Raw genomic sequence first — 20,221 nt, forward strand, 5'->3', positions numbered from 1 at the left:
CGCTCGCCGACACGGTGTCGACGAGCGGCGTATCATCGTCAGAAGGCGAGGTTGATACCAGTGCTGATACGACGATCGGCCTGGAACCAGCTACGCCCGACCAGCTTGCCGCCGGGATACCCGCCCATCAGCGTACGCTGCGTCGACGCGGTCAGGTTGGTCCCCTGCACGCCGAACGACAGATAGTCGGTCACCTTGAAGCGGACGCCGGCATCGATCGACCCGTAATTGCCGCCATAGATCGGCAGCGCGATCTGGGTGGAGGCATCGAGGCCGCCATCCTGATTGCTGACGACGCCTGGCGCGCTGTAATAGGTGTACGTGCCGTTCGTGCCGTTGCTGTTGGTCGACAGCAGATATTGCGAGCGCCACGAGTACGCGATCCGCAGCGAGATCGGATTGCGCTCATATAGCAGCGTCGCGTTCAGATTGTGCTTCGACAGACCCACCAGCGGCGCGTCGCTCTTCACCGCGCCGGTAATGTCGCGGTAGACGTCGCCCGGATTGCTGCTCTTGATGAACGTGTAGTTGCCCTCGAACCCGATCCCGGCAAGCGCACCCGGCAGCATGTCGAAGAAGAAGCGTCCGCCGACCTCGACGCCCTTGACGGTCGCCGCCTTGGTCGAGTTGCTGTAGTCGGTGGCCGACGCCGATACATTCTCCGTCGTTCCATCGGTAAACTGGACCGTCACCTGCCGGGTCGTCAGCGCGTAGATCGGCAGGTTGGTCAGCCGCTTGTAGAATGGGGCGATGTGGAACGACGTGCCCGCGCGTCCGTAATATTCGAGCGAGAGATCGAAATTGTTCGACAGCGTCGGCTTGAGCAACGGATTGCCGGTGTCCGCGGTAAAGTTGTTGAACGTCCCGATCCCGCCCGGAGTCTGACTGGGCGTCGTCGCCACGCCGATCGAACCCGAGGCGCGCAGTGCGTTGAAGGTCGGCAAATCCATCGTGATGTTATAGCCGCCGCGCACCTTGATCTTGTCGGTCGGCGCATATTCGAGATTGACCGACGGCAGGACGCGCGTGAAGTCGGCCTTGCCGCCGCGTGCGAGGAAGGTGTTCGCAAGCGTCACCTGAGCGCCATTGCGAATGAAGACGGTCCCGCCATTCTGCTGGATGAAGCCGCTGCCCTCGTTCTCGATGCGCACGACCCGCACGCCGATATTGCCGGAGATGCCGCGCGCGTCGCCCTCGGGGCCGAAACGCACCAGCGCATAGCCTGCGATATTCTTGGTGCGGTTCTCGACCTGATCGCCCGGCAAGACGAAGCCGACCGGCCTGATTGCCAGGGTGCCGTCCGGATTGAACTGGCCGCCATAGCCGGTGACCGGGAGAGGACCTGAGGCCGAACAATCGAACTCACGACCGGTGCAGAAGCCGGCAGGCGGCGCCGTTACCAGCCCGGTGCGGTTGGCGTTAAACCGGTCCGCCAGACTTTCCGACGCGAACATCAGGTTGCCGGGCAGCGTCGTGTTGCCGCGGAAGAAGTCCTTGAACGCGTGGCTGGCGACGTCGCCCGGCGCCGCGTTGGCGTAGGTTAGCTGCGGGTCGCCGTTCCAGCCGCGGCCGAGCGCGGTCCAGTTATAGCCGTTCGACAGGTCGCGCTCGGTCCGCTTGGCATAACGGCCACCAACCTTAACCGACCGGAAGAAGCTGTTGTCGAACTTGTATTCGGCATCGAGCTGCCCTGCGTCGAGACGGCCCTTGTTGCGTTCGTTGTGCGGCATCGACGCCGTCCAGAAATAATTCGCCGGATCCGCGAACGACGCCTGCGTCGCCGGGCTGACGGTGATCTGCGGCAGGTCGCCGGTCAGATCCATGCCGAAGCTCTGGCCGAAGCCGATGTCGCGAAAAATGTCGAGGCGATCGTAGATCTGACGCGAGTTGACGCGCTGCAACGAGCCCTGGAGCGACAAATGGCTATCAACGGGTGCCCAGGCGAACGACAGCGAGTAATCGCGTGTCCGCGTGTTACTCTCCACGAACCCCTTGTTGCCGCTGCTGTTGACCGCGCCGCCGGTGGGCAGGAACGTGGCCGTATCGCGATTGAAGAGCGCGTCGGTCTTCGTCAGCAGGCCGTTGCTGTCGAACGTGCTGCTCGCCGGATCGACCGCCAGCGTCTGCGAGATCGAGCTGCGTACCGTAATCGCTCGACTGACTCTTGTAGCGCGACTGGAAGAAGCTGCCGGTGAAGGTCAGCGACTCTGCCGGCTGCCACTGCGCCGCGCCATAGATGCCGTAGCGCTTATACTGGAACGCCTCGTCACCATACGCGAAGCCGCTCGGGACGTACTTGCCGCTGCCATCGCTAAGCGTCGTCTTGAAATACGGGCTGACGCGAATGAACTGCGACAGCGAGCTGAACTGGCTGAACGCGACGTCGCCGAGCAGGCCGATCCGGCCGATCGGCGTATCGAACGAGTCGGTGATCAGCACCGAGCCCGACGGATCCGCCTTGTTCGCCATGTCGCCGAGCGCGAGTTCGCTGGTGCCCGCGATATGGAACTTGCCGTTGAAGTCGAACGGCAGCTTGGTGCGCAGATCGATCTGGCCGCCGGTGCCGCCCTCGATCAGGTCCGCTGTCGATGCCTTGTAGACGTCGACTGCTGACATCAGTTCGGGGGTCACGTCGCTCCACAGGATCGCGCGACCATTGTTCGCGCTGAAGATTTCGCGGCCGTTGAGGCGCGAAGCGACGCCGGTCAGGCCGCGCACCTGCACGCCCGAACCCTGGACCGAATAGTGATCGGGATCGCCGAGCGCGGCAAAGCGCACGATCGACACGCCCGAGACGCGCTGCAGAACTTCTGTGATCGAGTTGTCGGGCAGCTTGCCGGCATCGTCGGCGACGACCGAGTCGACGATCGTCTCGCTGCGCCGCTTGCGTTCGTCGGCAGCCTCGAGTGCGGCGCGGCGACCAGTGACGACGATGTCACCATCCGTCTGGTCCGCTGCGGGCTCGCCGACATTCTGCCCAGGCACGGCGGCCTGAGTCGTGTCGGGGGAGATGCTTTGTGTCTCAGCCTGCGCCCACGCCGTGCCGCTTACCCCAGCGGTCAGCAAAGCGACCAGGGATACACCGGTCCGCATTGCAGCAACGGCTCCGCGGCGCCGATCAACGTCAAGAATATGCGCGCTCATGAAATCCTCCCCTTTTTTCCGCAGCAGGCTCTTGGCCGTCGCAGTCCCCAACCGGCACCTTATCAGCCTGGTGCTTCGTTCCGTGTTAGCCCTACCATTATTATACGACAATTAATTTCTTTGTCATATTTTACCATTCGAACGCGCGCCGGATGGCCGCCCGGAAACGCTCGGCATCGCTGCGGTCCGGACGGCGCCTTGATCGCGGTCAACACGTTGCTTGTCCGCGATCAACGCCCCAACTCTCCAGCGCAGATAGCCCGGCCGTATGGATTACAGGAGCCGGACCATGACGACGTCGATCAAGAGCCTCGCCCTCGCGGCATGCGCAGTGACTGCGGTCGCATCCCCGCTTTCGCGCAGGCCGACGCAGCACCGCGACAAGGCATCGCCGCCGGCGACGTACTCGTCCGCGTCCGGGCGATCATGGTAGCGCCGAACGAGACCTCGGGCAGCGTCCTGCCCGCGTTTCCCGGCGAGCATGTACGCGTCAACGACAGCGTCATGCCCGAGGTCGACGTCACCTACATGGCGACCAACCATATCGGCTTCGAGCTGATTGCCGCGACCACCAAGCATCAAGCCGATGGCCGCACCGGCACGACCGGCTCGATCGGCAAGCTCGCCTCGACTTGGGTCCTGCCGCCAACGTTGACCGCACAATATCACCTGAACCCGATGGGCAAGATCCGGCCCTATGTCGGTGCCGGCTTGAACTACACGATCTTCTGGAACGAGAAGGCGTCGTCTGGGCTCGCCGCCGCGGTCGGACCGACCGACGTCCGCATGAAGGACAGTTTCGGCTGGGCGGCACAGGCGGGCGTCGACATCAACATCACGCCGAAGGTCTTCCTCAATCTCGACGTCAAATACATTGACATCGACACGACCGCACGGCTGCGGACGACCGCGGCCGGCACGCAGCGGGTCGCGATCAGCCTCGATCCGCTCGTGTTCGGCCTCGGGCTAGGCATTCGGTTGTGACGCCGCACGCGTTTTGCATCCAGTGCCTCGCATACAAGCCCCGGTTCGCATGACTGGCCACCATGAAGGTGCGCCACATGGAGCATCCTTTCCACGACGACACGGGTAATTTCGGGAGTACCAATTTTGCCTCGGACCGCGTGTTCGGGACGCTCTATCGGCGCGGCGAACGGCTGGTCAAAAACCCGACGGTGTTCAATCTCGGCTATACCGACGTGATCGCGGCCCGGCATCCGTGGGGCGCGCGACGATCGCATCCGAGGCCGGCGCGACCGCGAGTTGTTGATCGCACAGCGCGACCATCGCCGGACGGTGGCTGACCATGATCAGCCCCTGCCCGGTTCTTGCGAGCCGCACGGACAGGCGGTCGGCGACGCGTCGCTCGGTGGCGGTATCGAGTCCCTCGGTCGGTTCGTCGAGCAACAGCCACGGCACCTTGGCGAGATAGGCGCGGGCAAGCGAAAGCCGCCGCCTTTCGCCGCCCGACAAGCGTACGCCGTGCTCGCCGATCCAGCTGTCCAGACCGTTCGGCATGGCCTGGATCACGTCGGTTAGCGCAACGTCGGCGAGCACTGCCCACATCGCCGCATCCTCGGCCAAGGGATCGCCGAGCGCGAGCGTGTCGCGGATCGTGCCGCCTAACAAGGCCGCATCCTGCGGTGCCCAGCCGAACGTCGCGCGGCGGATAGCGAGCGGGATGCCGACAATGTCCGCCCCGTCGATGAACGCCGTGCGCGGCTCCACGGAACGAAGACCGAGCAGACTTTCCACGAGCGTGGTCTTGCCCGACCCTGACGCGCCCACCAACGCGACACGCGTTCCAGCGGACAGGCAGGCGCCGAGCAGAACGATCGACGGCGCGGTGACGCTCGCGATCTCGGCGTCCGGCTCCACCGCAGCTGGCAGCAGATGATCGAGCCGCGCGACAGCTTCACGCACCGCGCTCCGCTGCGCAAGGCTGCGCAGTACCGGCCCCGCCGCGTCGATCGTCATGACCGCCGCCAGCGCGCACAACGCGGCGATCGGCGCACCCGCAGGCGCGGCGAGAAGCAGCGCCGCGAGTCCTGCCACGCCGAGCGCGACCGCCTGAATGAACTCGAACCACCCCGCGACGCCAGCCTGCCCGCGTTGCGCTGCCGCCAGACGCATGCCGCAGGCATCGATCGCTGCCATCGCCTTCGCTTCGATCCCGTAGCATCGGAGTTCCGCGGCGGCATCGGCCATGCCGGCAAACGCCTCCTTCAACGCTCCGCTCGCGCGCTGCACCTCGCGTCCCGGTCCTTCCAACCGTCTCGCTAGCGCGGTCGCGATCATCAACAAACCCGTCAGGCACAGTACCAACGCCAGCGCAGGCCGCCACCCTCCCAACGCACACAGGAGCGGGCCGCTCGCCAGCGCAGCGATCATGCCGGGTACCGCGGAGAACCGGACGAACTGCGCCTCGACCACGTTCACGTCCTGGACGATCCGTGCGGTCGCCTCGCCCTGGGTGAGCGCCAGCGCCTGATCCACAGGGCCGCGCGCCAGACCGAGGAACAGCGCGGGGCGAATGCGGGCGAGTGCGCCGAACGCTGCGTCGTGGCTGGCCAGCCGCTCGCCATAGCGCCCGGCGGTGCGCAGGATCGCAAGCAGACGGATGCCAGCACTCGGCAGCATATAGTTGAAGCCCTGCGCGGCGATCGGTCCGGCAAGCCCGGCAACCGCGGCGGCGGTGATGAACCAGCCCGACAGCCCGAGCAGCACGACCGACGCCATTGCGACGATCGCCGCATAACCGCTCGCCCGCCACAGCCCGCGTCGTTGCCGCCGTCGCTCGTCGGTGATCAGCGCTTCGAACGCGGTCACGCCTGCTCTCCCAGGTCGATCACGACATCGGCGATCGCGGCCAGCCGCGCGCTGTGCGTTGCGATGATCGTCGTTCGCCCGACACAAGCCCGCGCGATTGCCTCGATCAGGCGCTCTTCGGAGTCCGCATCCAGATGCGCGGTCGGCTCGTCGAGCAACAATACGGGCGCATCTTTCAACAGCGCGCGGGCGAGCGCGACCCGGCGCCGTTCTCCTCCCGACAGCCCGCTGCCCCTTGCGTCGATTACCGCAGCCAACCCTCCCCGCGCGAGCAGCATCGGCGACAGCCCGGCGATCCGTGCGACCTCCGCGATCCGCTCGGCCGAGGCGCGCGGATCGGCGAGCGCGATGTTCGAGCCGATCGTGCCCGCCAGGATCAGCGGTGATTGCCCCATCCACGCCGCGACGGGCGCGATGCTGCCGATCTCGGCAAGGTTAAGGTTGCCGATCCAAACGCGCCCCTCGGACAAGGGCGCGAGGCCGAGCAACAGATGCAGCAGGCTGCTCTTGCCGCTCCCCGAGGGACCTACCAGCGCCAAGATCATGCCGGCCCGAACCTCGAACGAAACGCCAGATACCGCAGCGCGGTCCTGGCCATCGTAGCGGATCGCCACGGATTCGAAGCGGATCGTTGACGCGGTGTTCGACCATACTGGCACGGTCGACGGCGACGTGGCTTTGCCCCGCTCGACCGTCGCCAATCGCTCCGCCGCAGTCTCCGCCGCCTGTCGATCATGATACGCCGCCGCCAGCCGACGGGTCGGCGCATAAAACTCCGGCGCGAGCGCGAGCACGAAGAACGCGCGGCCGAGGTCGAGTGTCTCGGGAACTGGAAACGGGAGCAAGCCGAGCAGGTTGAACCCGGCATACACCGCGACCAGCGCGACCGACAGCGCGGCGAAGAACTCGAGCGCCCCCGACGACAGGAACGCGACACGCAGCACGCGCATCGTCCGCCGCGCGAGATCCTCCGCAGCGTCGCCCAGCACCGCGGCCTCGCGCCCCTCGCCACGAAAGGCGAGGATGATCGGCAGCGCGCCGATCCGATCCGCGAACAGTCCCGACAACCGGGCCAGCGCCACAAACTGACGGCGCGACGCGTCCGCCGCGGCACCGCCTGCAAGAATCATCGCCGCGAGGAACGGAAAGACCGTCGCCACCAAGATCGCCGCCGCAATCGGGCTAGCGATGGCGGTCGCGGCAAGCACCAACAGCGGCGCGATCGACGCCGCCATCCGCGCGGGCAGGAAGCGCGACACATAGCCGTCGATCGCATCGACCTCGTCCACCGCCGCGGTCATCAATGTACCGGTGGTCACGTCGGAGCCCGGCGTGCGGTGCAGCGCCGCGTCGACGATCCGCCGCCGCAACCGCGTCTTCGCCCGGTACGCACCGCCCGCGCCGACGCGCGCCGCCAGCATCGCGCACACGCCACGCCCGATCGCCGAGACACCGGCGAGCACCACCCAGGGCAGCATCGCCGCGACGCCCGCCGGAACCGCGACGACTCCACCCGCCAGCCCTGCCGCGAAGCCGATCGCCGCAACGCTGTCGAGCACCAACAGGCTGGCTGACACGCGCGCGCCACCGCCGTCCGCGACCACCGCGCTCAGATACGCTTTCGACGCACGCGCGCTGTTTCGATCCGTCGCGTTCGGTAAGGCTGTCCATGCCCGCCGCCATCGAGCCCCAGACCGCGCGCGTCTTTGACCGCGGTCAATGTTCGCGTCGCCGACCGCGGCTAGCCCGGCGTCCAGGCAGCGCCGTCGGCGGCCTTGCGGGGAGCATCACCATGGACCTTGGGGTCATCGATCTGTCGCGGCTGCAATTCGCGTTGACCGCCCTGTACCATTTCCTGTTCGTGCCGCTGACGCTCGGGCTGTCGATGATGCTGGTCATCATGGAAGCCGTGTACGTGATGACGAACCGGCCGATCTGGCGCGTCATCACGCGGTTCTGGGGGCGCATTTTCGCGATCAACTTCGTGCTGGGCGTCGCCACCGGCCTGACGATGGAATTCCAGTTCGGTACCAACTGGTCGTATTTCTCGCATTATGTCGGCGACATCTTCGGCGCGCCGCTCGCGATCGAGGGGCTGATGGCGTTCTTCCTCGAGGCGACGTTCGTCGGGCTGATGTTCTTCGGGTGGGACCGGCTGTCGAAGCTTGGCCACCTCTTCGTCACGTTCATGGTCGCGCTCGGCACTAATTTATCGGCGCTGTGGATTCTCGTCGCGAACGGCTGGATGCAGAACCCGACCGGCGCCGAGTTCAACACCGACACGATGCGGATGGAAGTCAGCGATTTCGGCGCGGTGTTGTTCAACCCGATCGCACAGGCCAAATTCGTTCACACCGTCAGCGCCGGCTATGTCTGCGCCTCGGTCGTGGTGCTCGGCATCTCCGCCTTCTGGCTGCTCAAGGGCCGCTACACCGCGGTCGCGCGCCGTTCGATGACGGTAGCCGCGGCGTTCGGTCTCGCCGGCTCGTTGTCGGTCGTCGTGCTTGGCGACGAGAGCGGCTATGCGCTGACCGACAACCAGAAGATGAAGCTCGCCGCGATCGAGGCGGCCTGGCACACCGCCCCTGCCCCCGCCGGCCTGACGTTGTTCGGGATACCCAACGTCGCCTTACGCGAGACCCGCTACGAGGTGCAGGTGCCTTGGGTGCTCGGCCTGATCGCGACGCGCAGCCTCGACAAGGAGGTGACGGGAATGTCCGAACTGGTGCTGAAGGCGCAGGAGCGGATCACCTCGGGAGTCATCGCCTATGACGCGGTTCAGCGCCTCAAGGTCGACAGGACCGATGTCGTCCAACGTGCCCGGTTCGAGGCGCATAAGCGCGACCTCGGCTATGCGCTGCTGCTGAAACGCCACGTCGCCGATCCGCGCATGGCGAGCCCACAGCTGATCGCGGCGACCGCGTGGGACGTCGTGCCGAACGTGCCGCTGATGTTCTGGAGCTTCCGGATCATGGCGTTCATCGGCTTCTTCATGATCGCGCTGTTCGGTGCCGCGTTCGTGCTGACCTCGCTCAGGCTGCACACCCAGACACGCTGGTTCCTCAAGCTCGCCGTCATCGCGATCCCGCTGCCATGGATCGCGATCGAGCTTGGCTGGATGCTGGCCGAGATCGGTCGCCAGCCATGGGCGATCGAGGGCGTGCTGCCGACGTTCCTTGCCGCCTCGTCGCTGACCCCCGGGGTGCTGTGGGCGACGATCATCGGCTTCACCGCGATCTACGGCACGCTGGCGGTGATCGAGGTGCGGCTGATCCTCGCGACGATCCGCAAAGGGCCGTTCGAGCATGACGAGGATCCACAGCCGGTTGCGGGCCCGATCCTCGAAGCACCAACGCCACCCCTTCCCTTGGCTGCCTGACAGGAGACACGACGATGTTCGAGTATGAAACGCTGCGTCTGATCTGGTGGGCGCTGATGGGAATCCTGCTGATCGGGTTCGCGTTGACCGACGGCTTCGATCTCGGCGTCGCGGCGCTGCTCCCGTTCGTGGGGCGCACCGATGCAGAACGACGCATGGTGATCAATTCGATCGGGCCGACCTGGGAAGGCAACCAAGTGTGGTTCATCCTCGCGGGCGGCGCAATCTTCGCGGCGTGGCCGTTCGTCTACGCGATCAGCTTCTCGGGCTTCTACCTCGCGATGTTCCTCGTCCTGGCGGCGCTGATCCTGCGCCCGGTCGGGTTCAAATACCGCTCGAAACGGCCCGATGCGGCATGGCGCTCGCGCTGGGACTGGGCGTTGTTCGTCGGCGGGTTCGTGCCGGCGCTCGTGTTCGGCGTAGCGGTCGGCAACGTCCTGTCAGGCGCCCCCTTCCGCCTCGATAGCGACCTGCGCGCGTTCTTCGACGGAAGCTTCCTCGGCTTGTTTACGCCGTTCACGTTGCTGTGCGGGCTGCTCTCGGTCGCGATGCTGGTGCTGCACGGCAGCGCGTGGCTGGCGATCAAGGTCGAGCATGGCCCGGTACACGATCGTGCGCGCAAGTTCGGCACGGTCGCTGGAATCGCGTCGCTCGCACTGTTCGCAGCCGGCTGGGCGTTCGTGACCTATGGCGACATCGGCTACCGGATCGTCGGCGCGATCGATCCCTCGGGGCCTTCCAACCCGCTACGCACTACCAGTGAACTCGCGCGTGGTGGCTGGCTCGCCAATTACGGCCTCTACCCGTGGATGATGATTGCCCCCGTCCTCGGCTTCGGCGGCGCGGCGCTCGCGCTGTTCGGCATCCGGCGTGGATCGGAGGCCGCCGCGTTCGCCGGGTCGTCGGCGTCGGCGATCGGAATCATCGCGACGGTCGGGCTGTCGATGTTCCCGTTCATCCTGCCGTCGAGCATCGACTCGCATTCCAGTCTCACCGTCTGGAACGCGTCGTCGAGCGCCAAGACGCTCGGGATCATGCTGTTCGTCACCGCAGTACTGTTGCCGATCGTCGTCGCGTACACCGCCTGGGCGTACAAGGTCATGTTCGGCCGGGTGACCACGCAGGAGGTCGCGACCAACCCCGATTTCTACTGACCCTCGATCACTAAGGACATCTGATCATGTGGTATTTCACCTGGGTTCTCGGCCTTGGACTCGCGGTCGGCTTCGGCATTCTCAACGGCATCTGGCATGAGTTCCATTTGCCGATCGAAGACGATCTGGACGCTCCGGCGAACTCGTAACGGTCGCGTAAAGAATTTGCGCGGATATTGTGCGCCTTCATACTATACTCGATCAATGGCTCACCACGACATCTGTGCTGACTGCGCGGTCCGCGACAAGGCTGCTGTGCAGCAGCCTCAGCGATGTCGAGCTGGGCGCGCTGAATACGTTTGGCCGTCGTCGCAAGATCGCGCGCGGCCAGACGCTGATCTGGGCGGGCGACGAGAGCATCATCTGCGCGAACCTGTTGTCGGGCGTGCTCAAGCTGGTGGCGGCGACGTCCGACGGCCGCGAACAGATCGTCGGGCTGCTGTATCCCGCCGATTTCGTGGGCCAGCCCTATGCCGGCCACGCCGACTTCACGATTACCGCATTGACCGAGTCCGAGCTGTGCATCTTCCCGCGCGACGCCTTCGAACGCGTGCTGGAAGATCACGCGCGGATGGAGCGGCTCTTGTTGCAGCGTACGCTGGCGGCGCTTGGCGTCGCCCGGACGCGGATTCTGTCCCTCGCCCGACAGTCGGCGCAGGAGAAGATCGCCGGTTTTCTTCTCGACATGGCGACACGGGCCACGGCGACCGGCTGTCGCGCGACGCCGGACGGACCGATGACGTTCGACCTGCCGCTCACGCGCGGCCAGATCGCCGACGTGCTCGGGCTGACGATCGAGACGGTGAGCCGCCAGATGACCCGGTTGAAAGCTGCCGGCGTGATCGCTCTACCGGGGGCCGCGCGATCACGATCTCCGACCCGGATGCACTGCAAGGACGCGCCGAGGCGGCCTAGACCACGCTGCGCTCGCAAAGCCCGCGTACCAGCATGCCGCGTGCGCCACGCGTCAGACGTCCGGCGCCGAGCATCAGGATGGCGAGCTGGGTGAAGTCCATCGCCTGCCGGGCCCCGTCGAAAAAGCTCCGCAAGATATAGCCGAACGCTTCCGCGCAGGGCGTCGTAACGCCGGACAGCGCGGCGAGAATGTCATCGGCCTGGATTGCCTCGCTCGCATGACGGGCCCGCACGCGCGCCGTCACAGCCGTTGTGAGGGGATCGCCCAAATTCCGCGCGAACAGCGCGTCGACCACCGCAGTCTCGTCACGCGGTTGGCTGATGACAACCGCGCGCAAGTCTCGGCAGATCGCCTTGGCTTCGGCATCGGACAGCCGCCCCGGCAACGCATCGGCGCACGCCTCCAGCCGATCGCACACGTCGCGCAGCCGGGCATGGGCAGCAACCAGCCCTGCCAGATCGAGCTCGTGGATGACATGCCAGCGCGCCGCGAACGGCACGACGCGCGCGGCAAACTCGTCATGCTCGGTCATCGCGGCTCTCCATGAGCCGCGGTCGCACGCCGTTTCGCGCGCGACATTGACGACGGTCAATCAGGCCGTGCGATCCGCCACCTCACGCTCGCGAAGGCGGTCGCGAAACTCCGCCAGCCGCGCGATACCCATCGGCATCGCCATATTCGAGGAATGCGTAATAGCGGTGGAGCGGATCGCTGACGCGGAGCGCGTGCTTGATCGGGCACCAATATTGCTCGGTCCGGCTGCTGACCTCGCGGACGAACCCGATCAAGCCGTTGGCATAGGAACAAAAGGCGCAGTTGAGCGCCTCGATCCGGTTCAGATAGCCGAGATGCGCGCGGTCGAACATGATGTAGTCGCGCCGCCGCACCCGCGCGATCCCGTAGGCGCGGAAGCAGATCGCCTGATACGCGGTGACCCAGAGATCGACGATGACCAGCGGCACGATCAGCGAATAGATCACTGGCGCCGTGACGATCGAGACCAGGTCGGACCGCGCGACGAACCGCAATACCGACACTTTCAGCCGCCGCTGCGCATCGAGCACGCCGTGTTCGAACCCGACGATCCGCCCGGTGAGTTCGACGCCGAGCGCACGCCGCCTGCTTTCGATCTCGCGGTCGAGTTCACCCTGAAGCCGGACGATCTCATGCGCCAGATCCTGCATCCGCTGGATATCGATCGTCATGCGGTCTCCTCGACGGGCGGAGATCGCCCTTGGGAGGCAGCCTAGCGCGCACCAACCGGCCCGGTAGCGTCGGAAACTACGTGTTTCCCGACGCTGCGGGGACGCAGGCTTTGCGGTTAGCACGACGTGCATCGCCATCGACGGCGCGCAATCGCAAAGGATTCTCATGGTCGAACTCGTCAGCGAGCGTGCAGCCGCCCCGCATACACTCCCGGCCGTGTCGTGGAGTGCCGACCTCGCGACACGCGACGGTTACGTCTTCCACGTCCGCCCCGCCTCGCCCACCGACGAACCTGCGCTCGCGGAATTTTTCGAGCATGTTGACAAGGAGGACCTACGGTTCCGCTTCCTCAGCGCGATCCACAAGGTCGGGCATGACCAGCTCCGCGCGCTCGTCACCGTCGACCACGAGCATATTGAGAACTTCCTGGCGTTCGATCCTGCGACCGGGCGGATCGTCGCGACCGCGATGCTGGCAGCCGACGAGAGTCTGACCCGCGCCGAAGTCGCCGTCGCGATCCGCGCCGATTTCAAGCGCCGCGGGATCAGCTGGACTTTGCTCGATCACGTCGCGGCGTTCGCCCGTGCGAAGGGGATCGCGACGCTCGAATCGATCGAGAGCCGCGATAATCACCAGGGATCGAGCTGGAACGCGAACGCGGCTGGATCGCGTCGGCCTGCCCGGGCGATCCCGCATCGATGATGCTGCGGATGACACTTTCAGCCTGACGCTGCCGACAGCACCAGAGCCTCGGCATAGGTCGCGGTGCTGACGATCGGCGCGAGCCGGGCGCGATCGAGCATCGCGGCGGGTTGTAGGGCCATGCCGCAGAGGATGACGCGCGTATGCGTCGCCTCCGCCCGCCGCAGCAACTCGGCAATCGCGGCAACACCACTCGCATCGAGCATCGGCACGCGTTCCAGCCGCAGGATCAGCACGCGCGGCACGCTGCCCAACCGGCGATACGTATCCATCAATCCGGCGGCGACGCCGAAGAAGAACGGTCCGTCGATCCGGAAGACCTCGACGCCGCCCGGCAGCGCCTCGCGTTCGGTGGGCGCGTCGTCTTCGGGGCCAATGATCGCGACCGTCTCGCTCATTCGCGCCATGAACAGCAGCGCGGCGAGCGTCACGCCGACGCCGATCGCCACCGTCAGGTCAACCAGCACCGTCAGGCCAAACGTCAGCAGCAACGCCGCGCGGTCGCCATTGGGCATCCGCAACAGGCCGACGGAGCGTTCCTGCTCGCTCATGCCCCAGGCGACGACGAACAGGATCGCCGCGAGCGCCGCCATCGGGACGAACGCCATCAGCCGCCCGCCGAACACCACGAACAGCAGGATAAACACCGCGTGGAGCATCCCCGCGACCGGGGTCCGCGCGCCCGCCTTGATCGCGGTCGCGGTGCGCGCGATCGCGCCGGTCGCGGGCAGCCCGCCGAACAGCGCCGACGCGATGTTGGCGATCCCTTGCGCGACCAGTTCCTGGTTCGACCGGTGCCGCGATCCGATCATCCCGTCCGCGACGACCGCGGAGAGCAGCGCCTCAATACCGGCAAGAAACGCGATAGTGAACGCCGAGGGCAGCACCGCCTGAAGCTTCGCGAGCGTCCAGACGGGGAAAGCCGGCATCGCGATCCCGTTCGGCATCGCCGGAAAGCGCGAGCCGATCGTTGCGACATGCACGCCGCTCGCGACGACGACTACCGAAGCGAGCACGACCGCGACCAGGAACCCGGGCACGCGCGGTGCGATCCGCTTCAGGATCAGGATGACGACCAGCGCGCCTACTCCGACTGCAACAGTCGGGACGTCGATGGTCCGGATCGCGCCCGCATAGGCCGCCCATCTCGGCACGAAGTCGGCGGGCACCGAGGCCATGGCCAGCCCGAGGAAGTCACGAACCTGGCTCGACGCGATGATCACCGCGATGCCCGCGGTAAAGCCCGCGACGACCGTATAGGGGATGAACCGGATCAACGCCCCCAACCGGGCATAGCCCGCGACGATCAGGATGATGCCGGCGAGCAACGTCGCCAAGATCAGCCCGTCATAGCCGTGCCGCGCGATCACGGTGAACACCACGACCACGAAAGCGCCGGTGGGGCCGCCGATCTGGACGCGCGATCCGCCGAGCGCCGACACCAGGAAGCCTGCGACGATCGCGGTAATGAGCCCCTTGTCCGGCGACGCGCCGCTCGCGATGCCAAGCGCCATCGCGAGCGGGAGCGCGACGACCGCGACCGTCGCGCCGGCGATCGCATCGGCGCGCAACGTGGCGAGCGAATAGCCTTCGCGCATCGCCGTGACGATCGTCGGGACGAAGGTGGTCACGCGCGGCGTTGCCATAGCGCAACCACCTGCTTGGTCACTTCGGTGACGACGATCGTCCCGAAGACCGCGACGACACAGAACCGCATCGTCGCAGCCGAGACCGGCGCCGTCCCGAGCACGCTACCGAGCGCCTGCCACAGCATCGCGGTCGCCTGCAACGCCAGCGCGATGCCGACACCGACCAGCAGCCAAGTATTCGAGAACAGCGGCTCGCGGACGATCGAGCGACGCTCGCTGCGCATGCACAGCACATAGACGTTCTGGAACAGCACCGTCATCAGCAGCACAGCATTCTGGATCTCGGCGAGCGGTCGACCCTCGCCGCGCATCTGCGCCACGAGATACAGCGCAAGCCCAGTCATCAGCAGCGCCGGCGGGATCATCAGCGCGATCGCGCTCCGGTCAAGGATCGGCGCGCTCGGCGGACGCGGCGGCTGGCGTAGTTCGTCGCCCTCGCCGCGACCAAACCCCAGCATCACGTCCTGCGCGCCGTTTGTGACGAGATTGAGCCACAGCAACTGCACCGCGGTCAGCGGCATCGGCAGCCCGAGCATCACCGCGCCGATGAACATGCCGATCTCGGCGATCCCGGTGGCGAGCAGGATGACGACGATCCGCCGGACGTTGGCATAGGTGACGCGCCCCTCCTCGACGCCCGCAACGATCGACGCGAAATTGTCATCGGCGAGCACCAAGTCGGCGGCGCCGCGCGCGACGTCGGTGCCGGCGACGCCCATCGCCACGCCGATATGCGCAGCCTGAAGCGCGGGCGCATCGTTGACGCCGTCGCCGGTGACCGCGACGAGTTCGCCACTGGCGGCCAGGATACGGACGATCTCGAGCTTCTGCACCGGTTCGATCCGCGCGAACACGCGACCGCCGAGCACGAGTGCGGCGAGCCGTTCGGGCTGGTCCCCGAGGTCAGTCATTTGCGCACCGGTGACGACCTGCTCGGCCGCGACCTCAAGCCCGAGCCCGCGGGCGATCGTCAACGCGGTGCCGGGATGGTCGCCGGTGACCATCCGCACGCCGATCCCCGCCTCGGCACAGCGCGCAATCGCGGCGGGGACTTCGGGGCGAACCGGGTCGATCAGCCCGATCCAGCCCAGCAGCACGAGATCGTTCGGCGCGGTCAGGTCGGTGGTCGTCGCACCGGCAGACGCAGCGACCGCGATCACGCGATAGCCTTCACCGGCCATCGCGGCGGCGGCGGCGAACGCGGCGGGATCGATCGCGCGGCACATCTGCCGGATGATCTCGGGCGCCCCCTTGGCGAACACGCGGACGCCCTGCCCCTCGGACACCGCGACGGTCGAGAATTTGCGGACCGGTTCGTAAGGAAGCGCCGCGGTCCGCACCACCGCATGCAGCGCGGCAAGATCCTCGTCGCCCTCGCCCGCAAACCGCAGCAAAGCGACGTCGACCGAATCCCCAACCGGCACACCATCGGGTCCGATCGACGCCTCGTTGCAGAGCGCGGCGGCACGACGCATCTCCGCCAGAGCATCCGCGCCCCAGTCAGCACCCGCGAAAGTTTGTCCGTCGGCGAGCAATATCCTTTCCACCGAGAGGATGTTCCGCGTCAGCGTGCCCGTCTTGTCGCTGGCGATGATCGTGCACGCACCCAACCCCTCGACTGCGGGCAGCGAGCGGACGATCACGTTCCGCGCCGCCATCCGCCGCGTGCCCGCCGCCAGCGCAACCGTCACCGCGATCGACAACCCTTCGGGGATCGCCGACACCGCCAACGCAACTGCGAGCAGCAGGATCTGGTCACCCGGCCGGCCTTGCACCAGCAGGACGAGCGCGAACGGGATGATCAGCGCGATCGTCGCGAGGCTGATCTGCCGCGCCAGCCGGTCGAGCCGAATCACGAGCGGTGGCGGCGTCGCCTTCGCGGTCCGTAACGACTCATCGATCGCCCCCAGCGCAGTATCCGCGCCGGTCGCGACGACGATGCCGCCACCACGCCCCTGCTCGATCATCGTCCCCGCCAGCACCATCGTCGTCCGCTCGCCCGGCGCGGTCCGCTCGGGCAACAGCGCCGCCTGGTCCTTGGCAACCGCGACGGACTCGCCGGTGAAAGTCGACTGGTCGACGCGCAGCGCGCTGCTCGACGAGAGTCGGATATCGGCGGGCACCGCCATGCCGCTCTCGAGCGCGACGACGTCACCGACAACGAGCGCGCGCGCGTCGACTACCGACACCGCACCGTCACGCAGCACGGTCGCGATCTGGCCGATCATCCGGCCGAGCGCGGCCAGACTGTCGGCCGCCTTGCTCTCCTGCACCGTGCCGATCGCCGCGTTGACGAGCAGCACGACGCCGATAAATCCCGCATCGGTGTGGTGGCCAAGCCCGAGCGAGATCGCCGCCGCCGCGATCAGCAGATAGATCAGCGGACTGTCGAACTGCCGAACGAACAGCCGCAGCATCGACGCGACAGGCGGTGGCGCGAGTGCGTTCGGGCCGTCATGGATCAGGCGCGCGGCAGCATCGCTTGCGCTCAAGCCGGTCGCACGGGTGTTCAACAACGCCGTCACGCGTGCTGCCGACGTCGCATGCCAAGGTCGCGGAACGAGCGTCGGCATGTGCGGCTGGTCGATCGGGCGCTCGGCGATCATTGCCCGGTCGCCTCGATAATCGTCACGGGCGTACCGGTGCCCGCGCTCGCCAGCGTCTCGCGCGTCACCAGCAGCGTCGTGCCGGGCGTCGTCACGGTCGCCAACGCGATGCGGAAGCGCTCCGGGAGATGCCCTTTGGCGCGGTCCTCGGCGGTCAGTTCGCCGGTTCTCGGATCGCTGGGCAACGGCAGGCGCAGCCAGTGCTCGCCGTCCGCATCGACCGATTGCAGCGTGAACGCCGAGGTCCGCGCGATCGGCGCATCGAACGCGATCGCACTGGAGCCGATCTCAATACCGTTGCGCAGGACAACCACGCGCCTGTCACGCCCGCTAATCACGATCGAGACCGGCCCCTTGGGCGACAAGGCGGGGTTCCACGCGAAGTCCCCGGCCGCCGATCCCGCCGATATCAGCATAGCCGGCACCGCAGCCACCACCGGAACAGTCGCGTCACGCGTAATGACGACGGTGATCCCAAGCCGGGTGATCCCGAACAGAAGTTTGGCAAACGCGGGCGGCAGGCGGATACAGCCATGCGACGCGGGATAGCCTGGCAGATTGCCTGCATGCATCGCGATCCCGCCCCAAGTCAGCCGTTGCATGAACGGCATCGCCGCGTCCTTGTAGACGTTCGACACATGATCCGCGTCCTTCTGAAGCACGGTGAAGACCCCGGTCGGCGTCGCATGGCCATCGCTGCCGGTCTACACGGTCGAGACGCCGATCGCCACGCCGTTGAGGTAGGCATAGGCCTTTTGCGTGGCGAGGCTGACGATCACCGTGACAGGCCCGGCGGGGGCAATCTCGGGCGCCCAGAGATACTCGCCGGGTTTGAGGTGCTCGATCCGACCGTCGATGCTCGGCGGGGCCTGCGCTACCACGGGGCCCGCGAGCGTCATGGCAAGCGTCAGGGCCAGCGGCAGGACAAGTGACCGTGCGGGACGGATACGGCGCGAGGTTCGGCACGGCATCATGATCTGTTCCGATCCAAAGGGCCTCGCCGAGGCGAGCATTCGACCCGCTGCTATCGATCGACGTCGCCGGGCATCACCGTCGGAAACTACGCAATCGGGGGTGGATCACCCCGCACGCGCCCAGCTCGGGCATTACCCTCAGATCGGCTCAGGGCGGTGTTCGCCAGCTGCACCCGGCTCGGCGCGGCGATCATCGCGAGACCGTCCCGTTAACTGTGATGGCGCTATAACGCGCTGACAATAATGGGTATCTCCGGCGTCGAGTATCACACGACCGGCGCTTCAACGTCGTAGCGGAGTTCGCCCATGCCTGATCGCCTTCACACCATTTGCCTGATGTCATCATCCCTCGACGGCGGTCTCCACGCCAGTCGGTGTACCAAGAGCCCCGACGGCACGTCGAAGGACTGGGCCATGCTCTACGAGGCTCTGCACGATCGGTTGGCGGGAGATGCCTGGCTCGTCGGGCGCGCGACGATGGCGGAAATGGCGAAGGGTGAGGCTAACCCGCTTGCGGCCGTCTCGACGGTCCAGCGGCCACGGCATTTCGCAAAGGGGATTGCCAAGCCGTTCGCGATCACAGTCGATACGCACGGCAAACTGCATTTCGGTGAGCCGAAGATAGCCGGCGACGACGTCGTGGTGCTGCTCGGTAAAGACGTCTCGAACACGCATCTCGCGGAACTGGCAGCCAGCGGCGTTTCTTACATCGTCTCTGCCGAAGAGAAGGTCGATCTCAAGGCAGCGCTTGGCGTCCTGCGCGATGATCTTGGCGTTACGCGATTGCTGGTGGAGGGCGGTGCCGCAATCGTCGGCAGCTTTCTGGCAGAGGGTCTGGTCGACGAATTGAACGTCATCGTCACGCCAACGCTGGACGCGCGTGCGGATATGCAGGCATTCGTCTCAAACGGTCGAAACGGACTTTCCGGCAAAACCAGTCTGTCGTTGAAAAGCTGCGATCGCCTCGATCACGGCGCCGTTCTGTTATGTTACGACGTCCGTTCGGTTGACGGGCGCTAGGCTCGGACGTTTCATCACCATGGCGCGCCGGCTGGGGACAGCGGTCATACTCTCCGGGCGGTCTGCCGCTGACCGCCCGGCGTAATATAGCGTCGCAACCAGCGTTGGGGAGTTGGCAATGCAGAAAATTGGATTTGGCGGTGGCTGCCATTGGTGCACCGAAGGGGTATTCCAAGCGTTGCGCGGCGTCGTCGAGGTTGAGCAGGGCTTCATTCAGTCTGACGCACCGTGGGATGCCTGGTCGGAAGGTGTGCTGGTCCATTTCGACCCTGCGATCATCAATCTCGGGACACTTGCCGAGGTCCACCTGAGGACGCATTCGGCGAACGGAACCTACTCCCCCGGCGGACGGTATCGCAGCGCCATCTACGTTTTCGACGCGCATCAGCGTCAGACAGCGGTGCTGATGATCGACCATATCGCGAACGAGTCCGGAGCGCCGGCACGGACGATGGTGCTCCCGTTCGGGGGCTTCAAACCGTCCGAGGCACGCTACCAGAATTATTACCGCAGCAACCCGGGCCGGCCCTTTTGCCGCCGGTATATCGATCCCAAACTGGATTATATCCGGCGCAATTTCGCGGCCATCGCGCGGCCTTGAGAGGCGGGATATCGTATCGACTGCGTATCGCGCATGGTGCC

Annotated in this window: 17 protein-coding genes and 1 pseudogene; 8 read left to right on the forward strand and 10 right to left on the reverse strand. The window is 66.2% G+C overall.

Annotation, left to right across the window (positions count from 1 at the left end):
* Nucleotides 1–38: 38 nt before the first annotated feature.
* Together QP181_RS06495 and QP181_RS06500 are read right to left on the reverse strand one after the other, a co-directional pair.
* Nucleotides 39–1,985: a TonB-dependent receptor domain-containing protein gene (locus QP181_RS06495; protein ID WP_333928024.1), complete on the reverse strand. Its 1,947-nt coding sequence runs from the start codon at nucleotides 1,983–1,985 to the stop codon at nucleotides 39–41.
* Nucleotides 1,975–3,144 (reverse strand): TonB-dependent receptor plug domain-containing protein, encoded by a 1,170-nt coding sequence (locus QP181_RS06500; RefSeq protein ID WP_333928025.1) that lies wholly within the window; start codon nucleotides 3,142–3,144, stop codon nucleotides 1,975–1,977. The genes QP181_RS06495 and QP181_RS06500 overlap by 11 nt, the downstream gene beginning before the upstream one ends.
* 324 nt (nucleotides 3,145–3,468) lie before the next feature.
* On the opposite strand from QP181_RS06500, the gene QP181_RS06505 reads away from it, so the two are divergent.
* Nucleotides 3,469–4,128: an OmpW/AlkL family protein gene (locus QP181_RS06505; RefSeq protein ID WP_333928026.1), complete on the forward strand. Its 660-nt coding sequence runs from the start codon at nucleotides 3,469–3,471 to the stop codon at nucleotides 4,126–4,128.
* Nucleotides 4,129–4,323: 195 nt separating this feature from the next.
* Here the strand turns inward: QP181_RS06505 and QP181_RS06510 are convergent, their stop codons facing one another.
* Both QP181_RS06510 and cydD read right to left on the reverse strand, forming a co-directional pair.
* On the reverse strand, nucleotides 4,324–5,973 hold the full coding sequence (locus tag QP181_RS06510; protein WP_333928027.1) for an amino acid ABC transporter ATP-binding/permease protein: 1,650 nt from the start codon (nucleotides 5,971–5,973) through the stop codon (nucleotides 4,324–4,326).
* Nucleotides 5,970–7,577: a thiol reductant ABC exporter subunit CydD gene (gene cydD / locus QP181_RS06515; protein ID WP_333928028.1), complete on the reverse strand. Its 1,608-nt coding sequence runs from the start codon at nucleotides 7,575–7,577 to the stop codon at nucleotides 5,970–5,972. Before cydD ends, QP181_RS06510 begins: the two co-directional genes overlap by 4 nt.
* Before the next feature lie 188 nt (nucleotides 7,578–7,765).
* Here cydD and QP181_RS06520 point away from each other — a divergent pair, with 188 nt between their 5' ends.
* The 4 genes from QP181_RS06520 to QP181_RS06535 are packed head-to-tail and all read left to right on the forward strand — an operon-like array spanning nucleotide 7,766 to nucleotide 11,515.
* Nucleotides 7,766–9,352, forward strand: coding sequence for a cytochrome ubiquinol oxidase subunit I (locus tag QP181_RS06520; protein ID WP_333928029.1), 1,587 nt, complete (start codon nucleotides 7,766–7,768; stop codon nucleotides 9,350–9,352).
* Nucleotides 9,353–9,366: 14 nt separating this feature from the next.
* The gene (cydB, locus tag QP181_RS06525; protein ID WP_132897061.1) at nucleotides 9,367–10,506 is read left to right on the forward strand and encodes a cytochrome d ubiquinol oxidase subunit II; all 1,140 of its coding nucleotides are present in this window, start codon (nucleotides 9,367–9,369) and stop codon (nucleotides 10,504–10,506) included.
* Nucleotides 10,507–10,532: 26 nt separating this feature from the next.
* Entirely contained in the window at nucleotides 10,533–10,655 is a 123-nt protein-coding gene (cydX, locus tag QP181_RS06530) for a cytochrome bd-I oxidase subunit CydX (RefSeq protein WP_132897062.1), read from the forward strand.
* Nucleotides 10,656–10,684: 29 nt separating this feature from the next.
* Entirely contained in the window at nucleotides 10,685–11,515 is an 831-nt protein-coding gene (locus QP181_RS06535) for a Crp/Fnr family transcriptional regulator (protein ID WP_333928030.1), read from the forward strand.
* Here the strand turns inward: QP181_RS06535 and QP181_RS06540 are convergent.
* Both QP181_RS06540 and QP181_RS06545 read right to left on the reverse strand, forming a co-directional pair.
* Nucleotides 11,418–11,954, reverse strand: a complete 537-nt coding sequence (locus QP181_RS06540; protein WP_332753904.1) for a hypothetical protein — start codon at nucleotides 11,952–11,954, stop codon at nucleotides 11,418–11,420. The two genes, QP181_RS06535 and QP181_RS06540, sit on opposite strands and share 98 nt — an antisense overlap.
* Before the next feature lie 82 nt (nucleotides 11,955–12,036).
* Nucleotides 12,037–12,627, reverse strand: a complete 591-nt coding sequence (locus tag QP181_RS06545; RefSeq protein ID WP_333928031.1) for a hypothetical protein — start codon at nucleotides 12,625–12,627, stop codon at nucleotides 12,037–12,039.
* A 166-nt stretch (nucleotides 12,628–12,793) separates the two neighbouring features.
* Between QP181_RS06545 and QP181_RS06550 the strand changes: the two genes are divergently transcribed.
* On the forward strand, nucleotides 12,794–13,330 hold the full coding sequence (locus QP181_RS06550) for a GNAT family N-acetyltransferase (protein ID WP_333928032.1): 537 nt from the start codon (nucleotides 12,794–12,796) through the stop codon (nucleotides 13,328–13,330).
* Nucleotides 13,331–13,347: 17 nt separating this feature from the next.
* Here the strand turns inward: QP181_RS06550 and QP181_RS06555 are convergent, their stop codons facing one another.
* The 4 genes and pseudogenes from QP181_RS06555 to QP181_RS06570 form a co-directional block, all read right to left on the reverse strand.
* Nucleotides 13,348–14,961 (reverse strand): SulP family inorganic anion transporter, encoded by a 1,614-nt coding sequence (locus QP181_RS06555; protein WP_333928033.1) that lies wholly within the window; start codon nucleotides 14,959–14,961, stop codon nucleotides 13,348–13,350.
* Nucleotides 14,958–17,585, reverse strand: a complete 2,628-nt coding sequence (locus QP181_RS06560; RefSeq protein WP_333928034.1) for a cation-translocating P-type ATPase — start codon at nucleotides 17,583–17,585, stop codon at nucleotides 14,958–14,960. Before QP181_RS06560 ends, QP181_RS06555 begins: the two co-directional genes overlap by 4 nt.
* Nucleotides 17,582–18,277: pseudogene (locus QP181_RS06565) on the reverse strand (L,D-transpeptidase family protein); the annotation flags it as partial. The pseudogene QP181_RS06565 and the gene QP181_RS06560, both read right to left, overlap by 4 nt.
* A gap of 12 nt (nucleotides 18,278–18,289) precedes the next feature.
* On the reverse strand, nucleotides 18,290–18,556 hold the full coding sequence (locus tag QP181_RS06570) for a hypothetical protein (RefSeq protein ID WP_333928035.1): 267 nt from the start codon (nucleotides 18,554–18,556) through the stop codon (nucleotides 18,290–18,292).
* A gap of 309 nt (nucleotides 18,557–18,865) precedes the next feature.
* Between QP181_RS06570 and QP181_RS06575 the strand changes: the two genes are divergently transcribed.
* Complete coding sequence (locus tag QP181_RS06575) at nucleotides 18,866–19,579, forward strand: RibD family protein (RefSeq protein ID WP_333928037.1); 714 nt, start codon at nucleotides 18,866–18,868, stop codon at nucleotides 19,577–19,579.
* A gap of 118 nt (nucleotides 19,580–19,697) precedes the next feature.
* Nucleotides 19,698–20,180, forward strand: a complete 483-nt coding sequence (locus QP181_RS06580; protein WP_333929576.1) for a peptide-methionine (S)-S-oxide reductase — start codon at nucleotides 19,698–19,700, stop codon at nucleotides 20,178–20,180.
* Nucleotides 20,181–20,221 lie beyond the last annotated feature (41 nt).

It is taken from the genome of Sphingomonas sp. LR55 (assembly GCF_036856015.1).
In the GTDB taxonomy this organism is placed as follows: domain Bacteria; phylum Pseudomonadota; class Alphaproteobacteria; order Sphingomonadales; family Sphingomonadaceae; genus Sphingomonas.

Excerpts from the sequence above, each read along its gene's own strand:
- QP181_RS06560 (WP_333928034.1), bottom strand. The coding sequence starts at position 17,585 with ATGATCGCCGAGCGCCCGATCGACCAGCCGCACATGCCGACGCTCGTT.
- QP181_RS06500 (WP_333928025.1), bottom strand. The coding sequence starts at position 3,144 with ATGAGCGCGCATATTCTTGACGTTGATCGGCGCCGCGGAGCCGTTGCT.
- QP181_RS06570 (WP_333928035.1), bottom strand. The coding sequence starts at position 18,556 with ATGCCGTGCCGAACCTCGCGCCGTATCCGTCCCGCACGGTCACTTGTC.
- QP181_RS06580 (WP_333929576.1), top strand. The coding sequence starts at position 19,698 with ATGCAGAAAATTGGATTTGGCGGTGGCTGCCATTGGTGCACCGAAGGG.
- QP181_RS06545 (WP_333928031.1), bottom strand. The coding sequence starts at position 12,627 with ATGACGATCGATATCCAGCGGATGCAGGATCTGGCGCATGAGATCGTC.
- QP181_RS06540 (WP_332753904.1), bottom strand. The coding sequence starts at position 11,954 with ATGACCGAGCATGACGAGTTTGCCGCGCGCGTCGTGCCGTTCGCGGCG.
- cydB (WP_132897061.1), top strand. The coding sequence starts at position 9,367 with ATGTTCGAGTATGAAACGCTGCGTCTGATCTGGTGGGCGCTGATGGGA.
- cydX (WP_132897062.1), top strand. The coding sequence starts at position 10,533 with ATGTGGTATTTCACCTGGGTTCTCGGCCTTGGACTCGCGGTCGGCTTC.
- QP181_RS06550 (WP_333928032.1), top strand. The coding sequence starts at position 12,794 with ATGGTCGAACTCGTCAGCGAGCGTGCAGCCGCCCCGCATACACTCCCG.
- QP181_RS06575 (WP_333928037.1), top strand. The coding sequence starts at position 18,866 with ATGCCTGATCGCCTTCACACCATTTGCCTGATGTCATCATCCCTCGAC.
- QP181_RS06520 (WP_333928029.1), top strand. The coding sequence starts at position 7,766 with ATGGACCTTGGGGTCATCGATCTGTCGCGGCTGCAATTCGCGTTGACC.
- QP181_RS06505 (WP_333928026.1), top strand. The coding sequence starts at position 3,469 with ATGCGCAGTGACTGCGGTCGCATCCCCGCTTTCGCGCAGGCCGACGCA.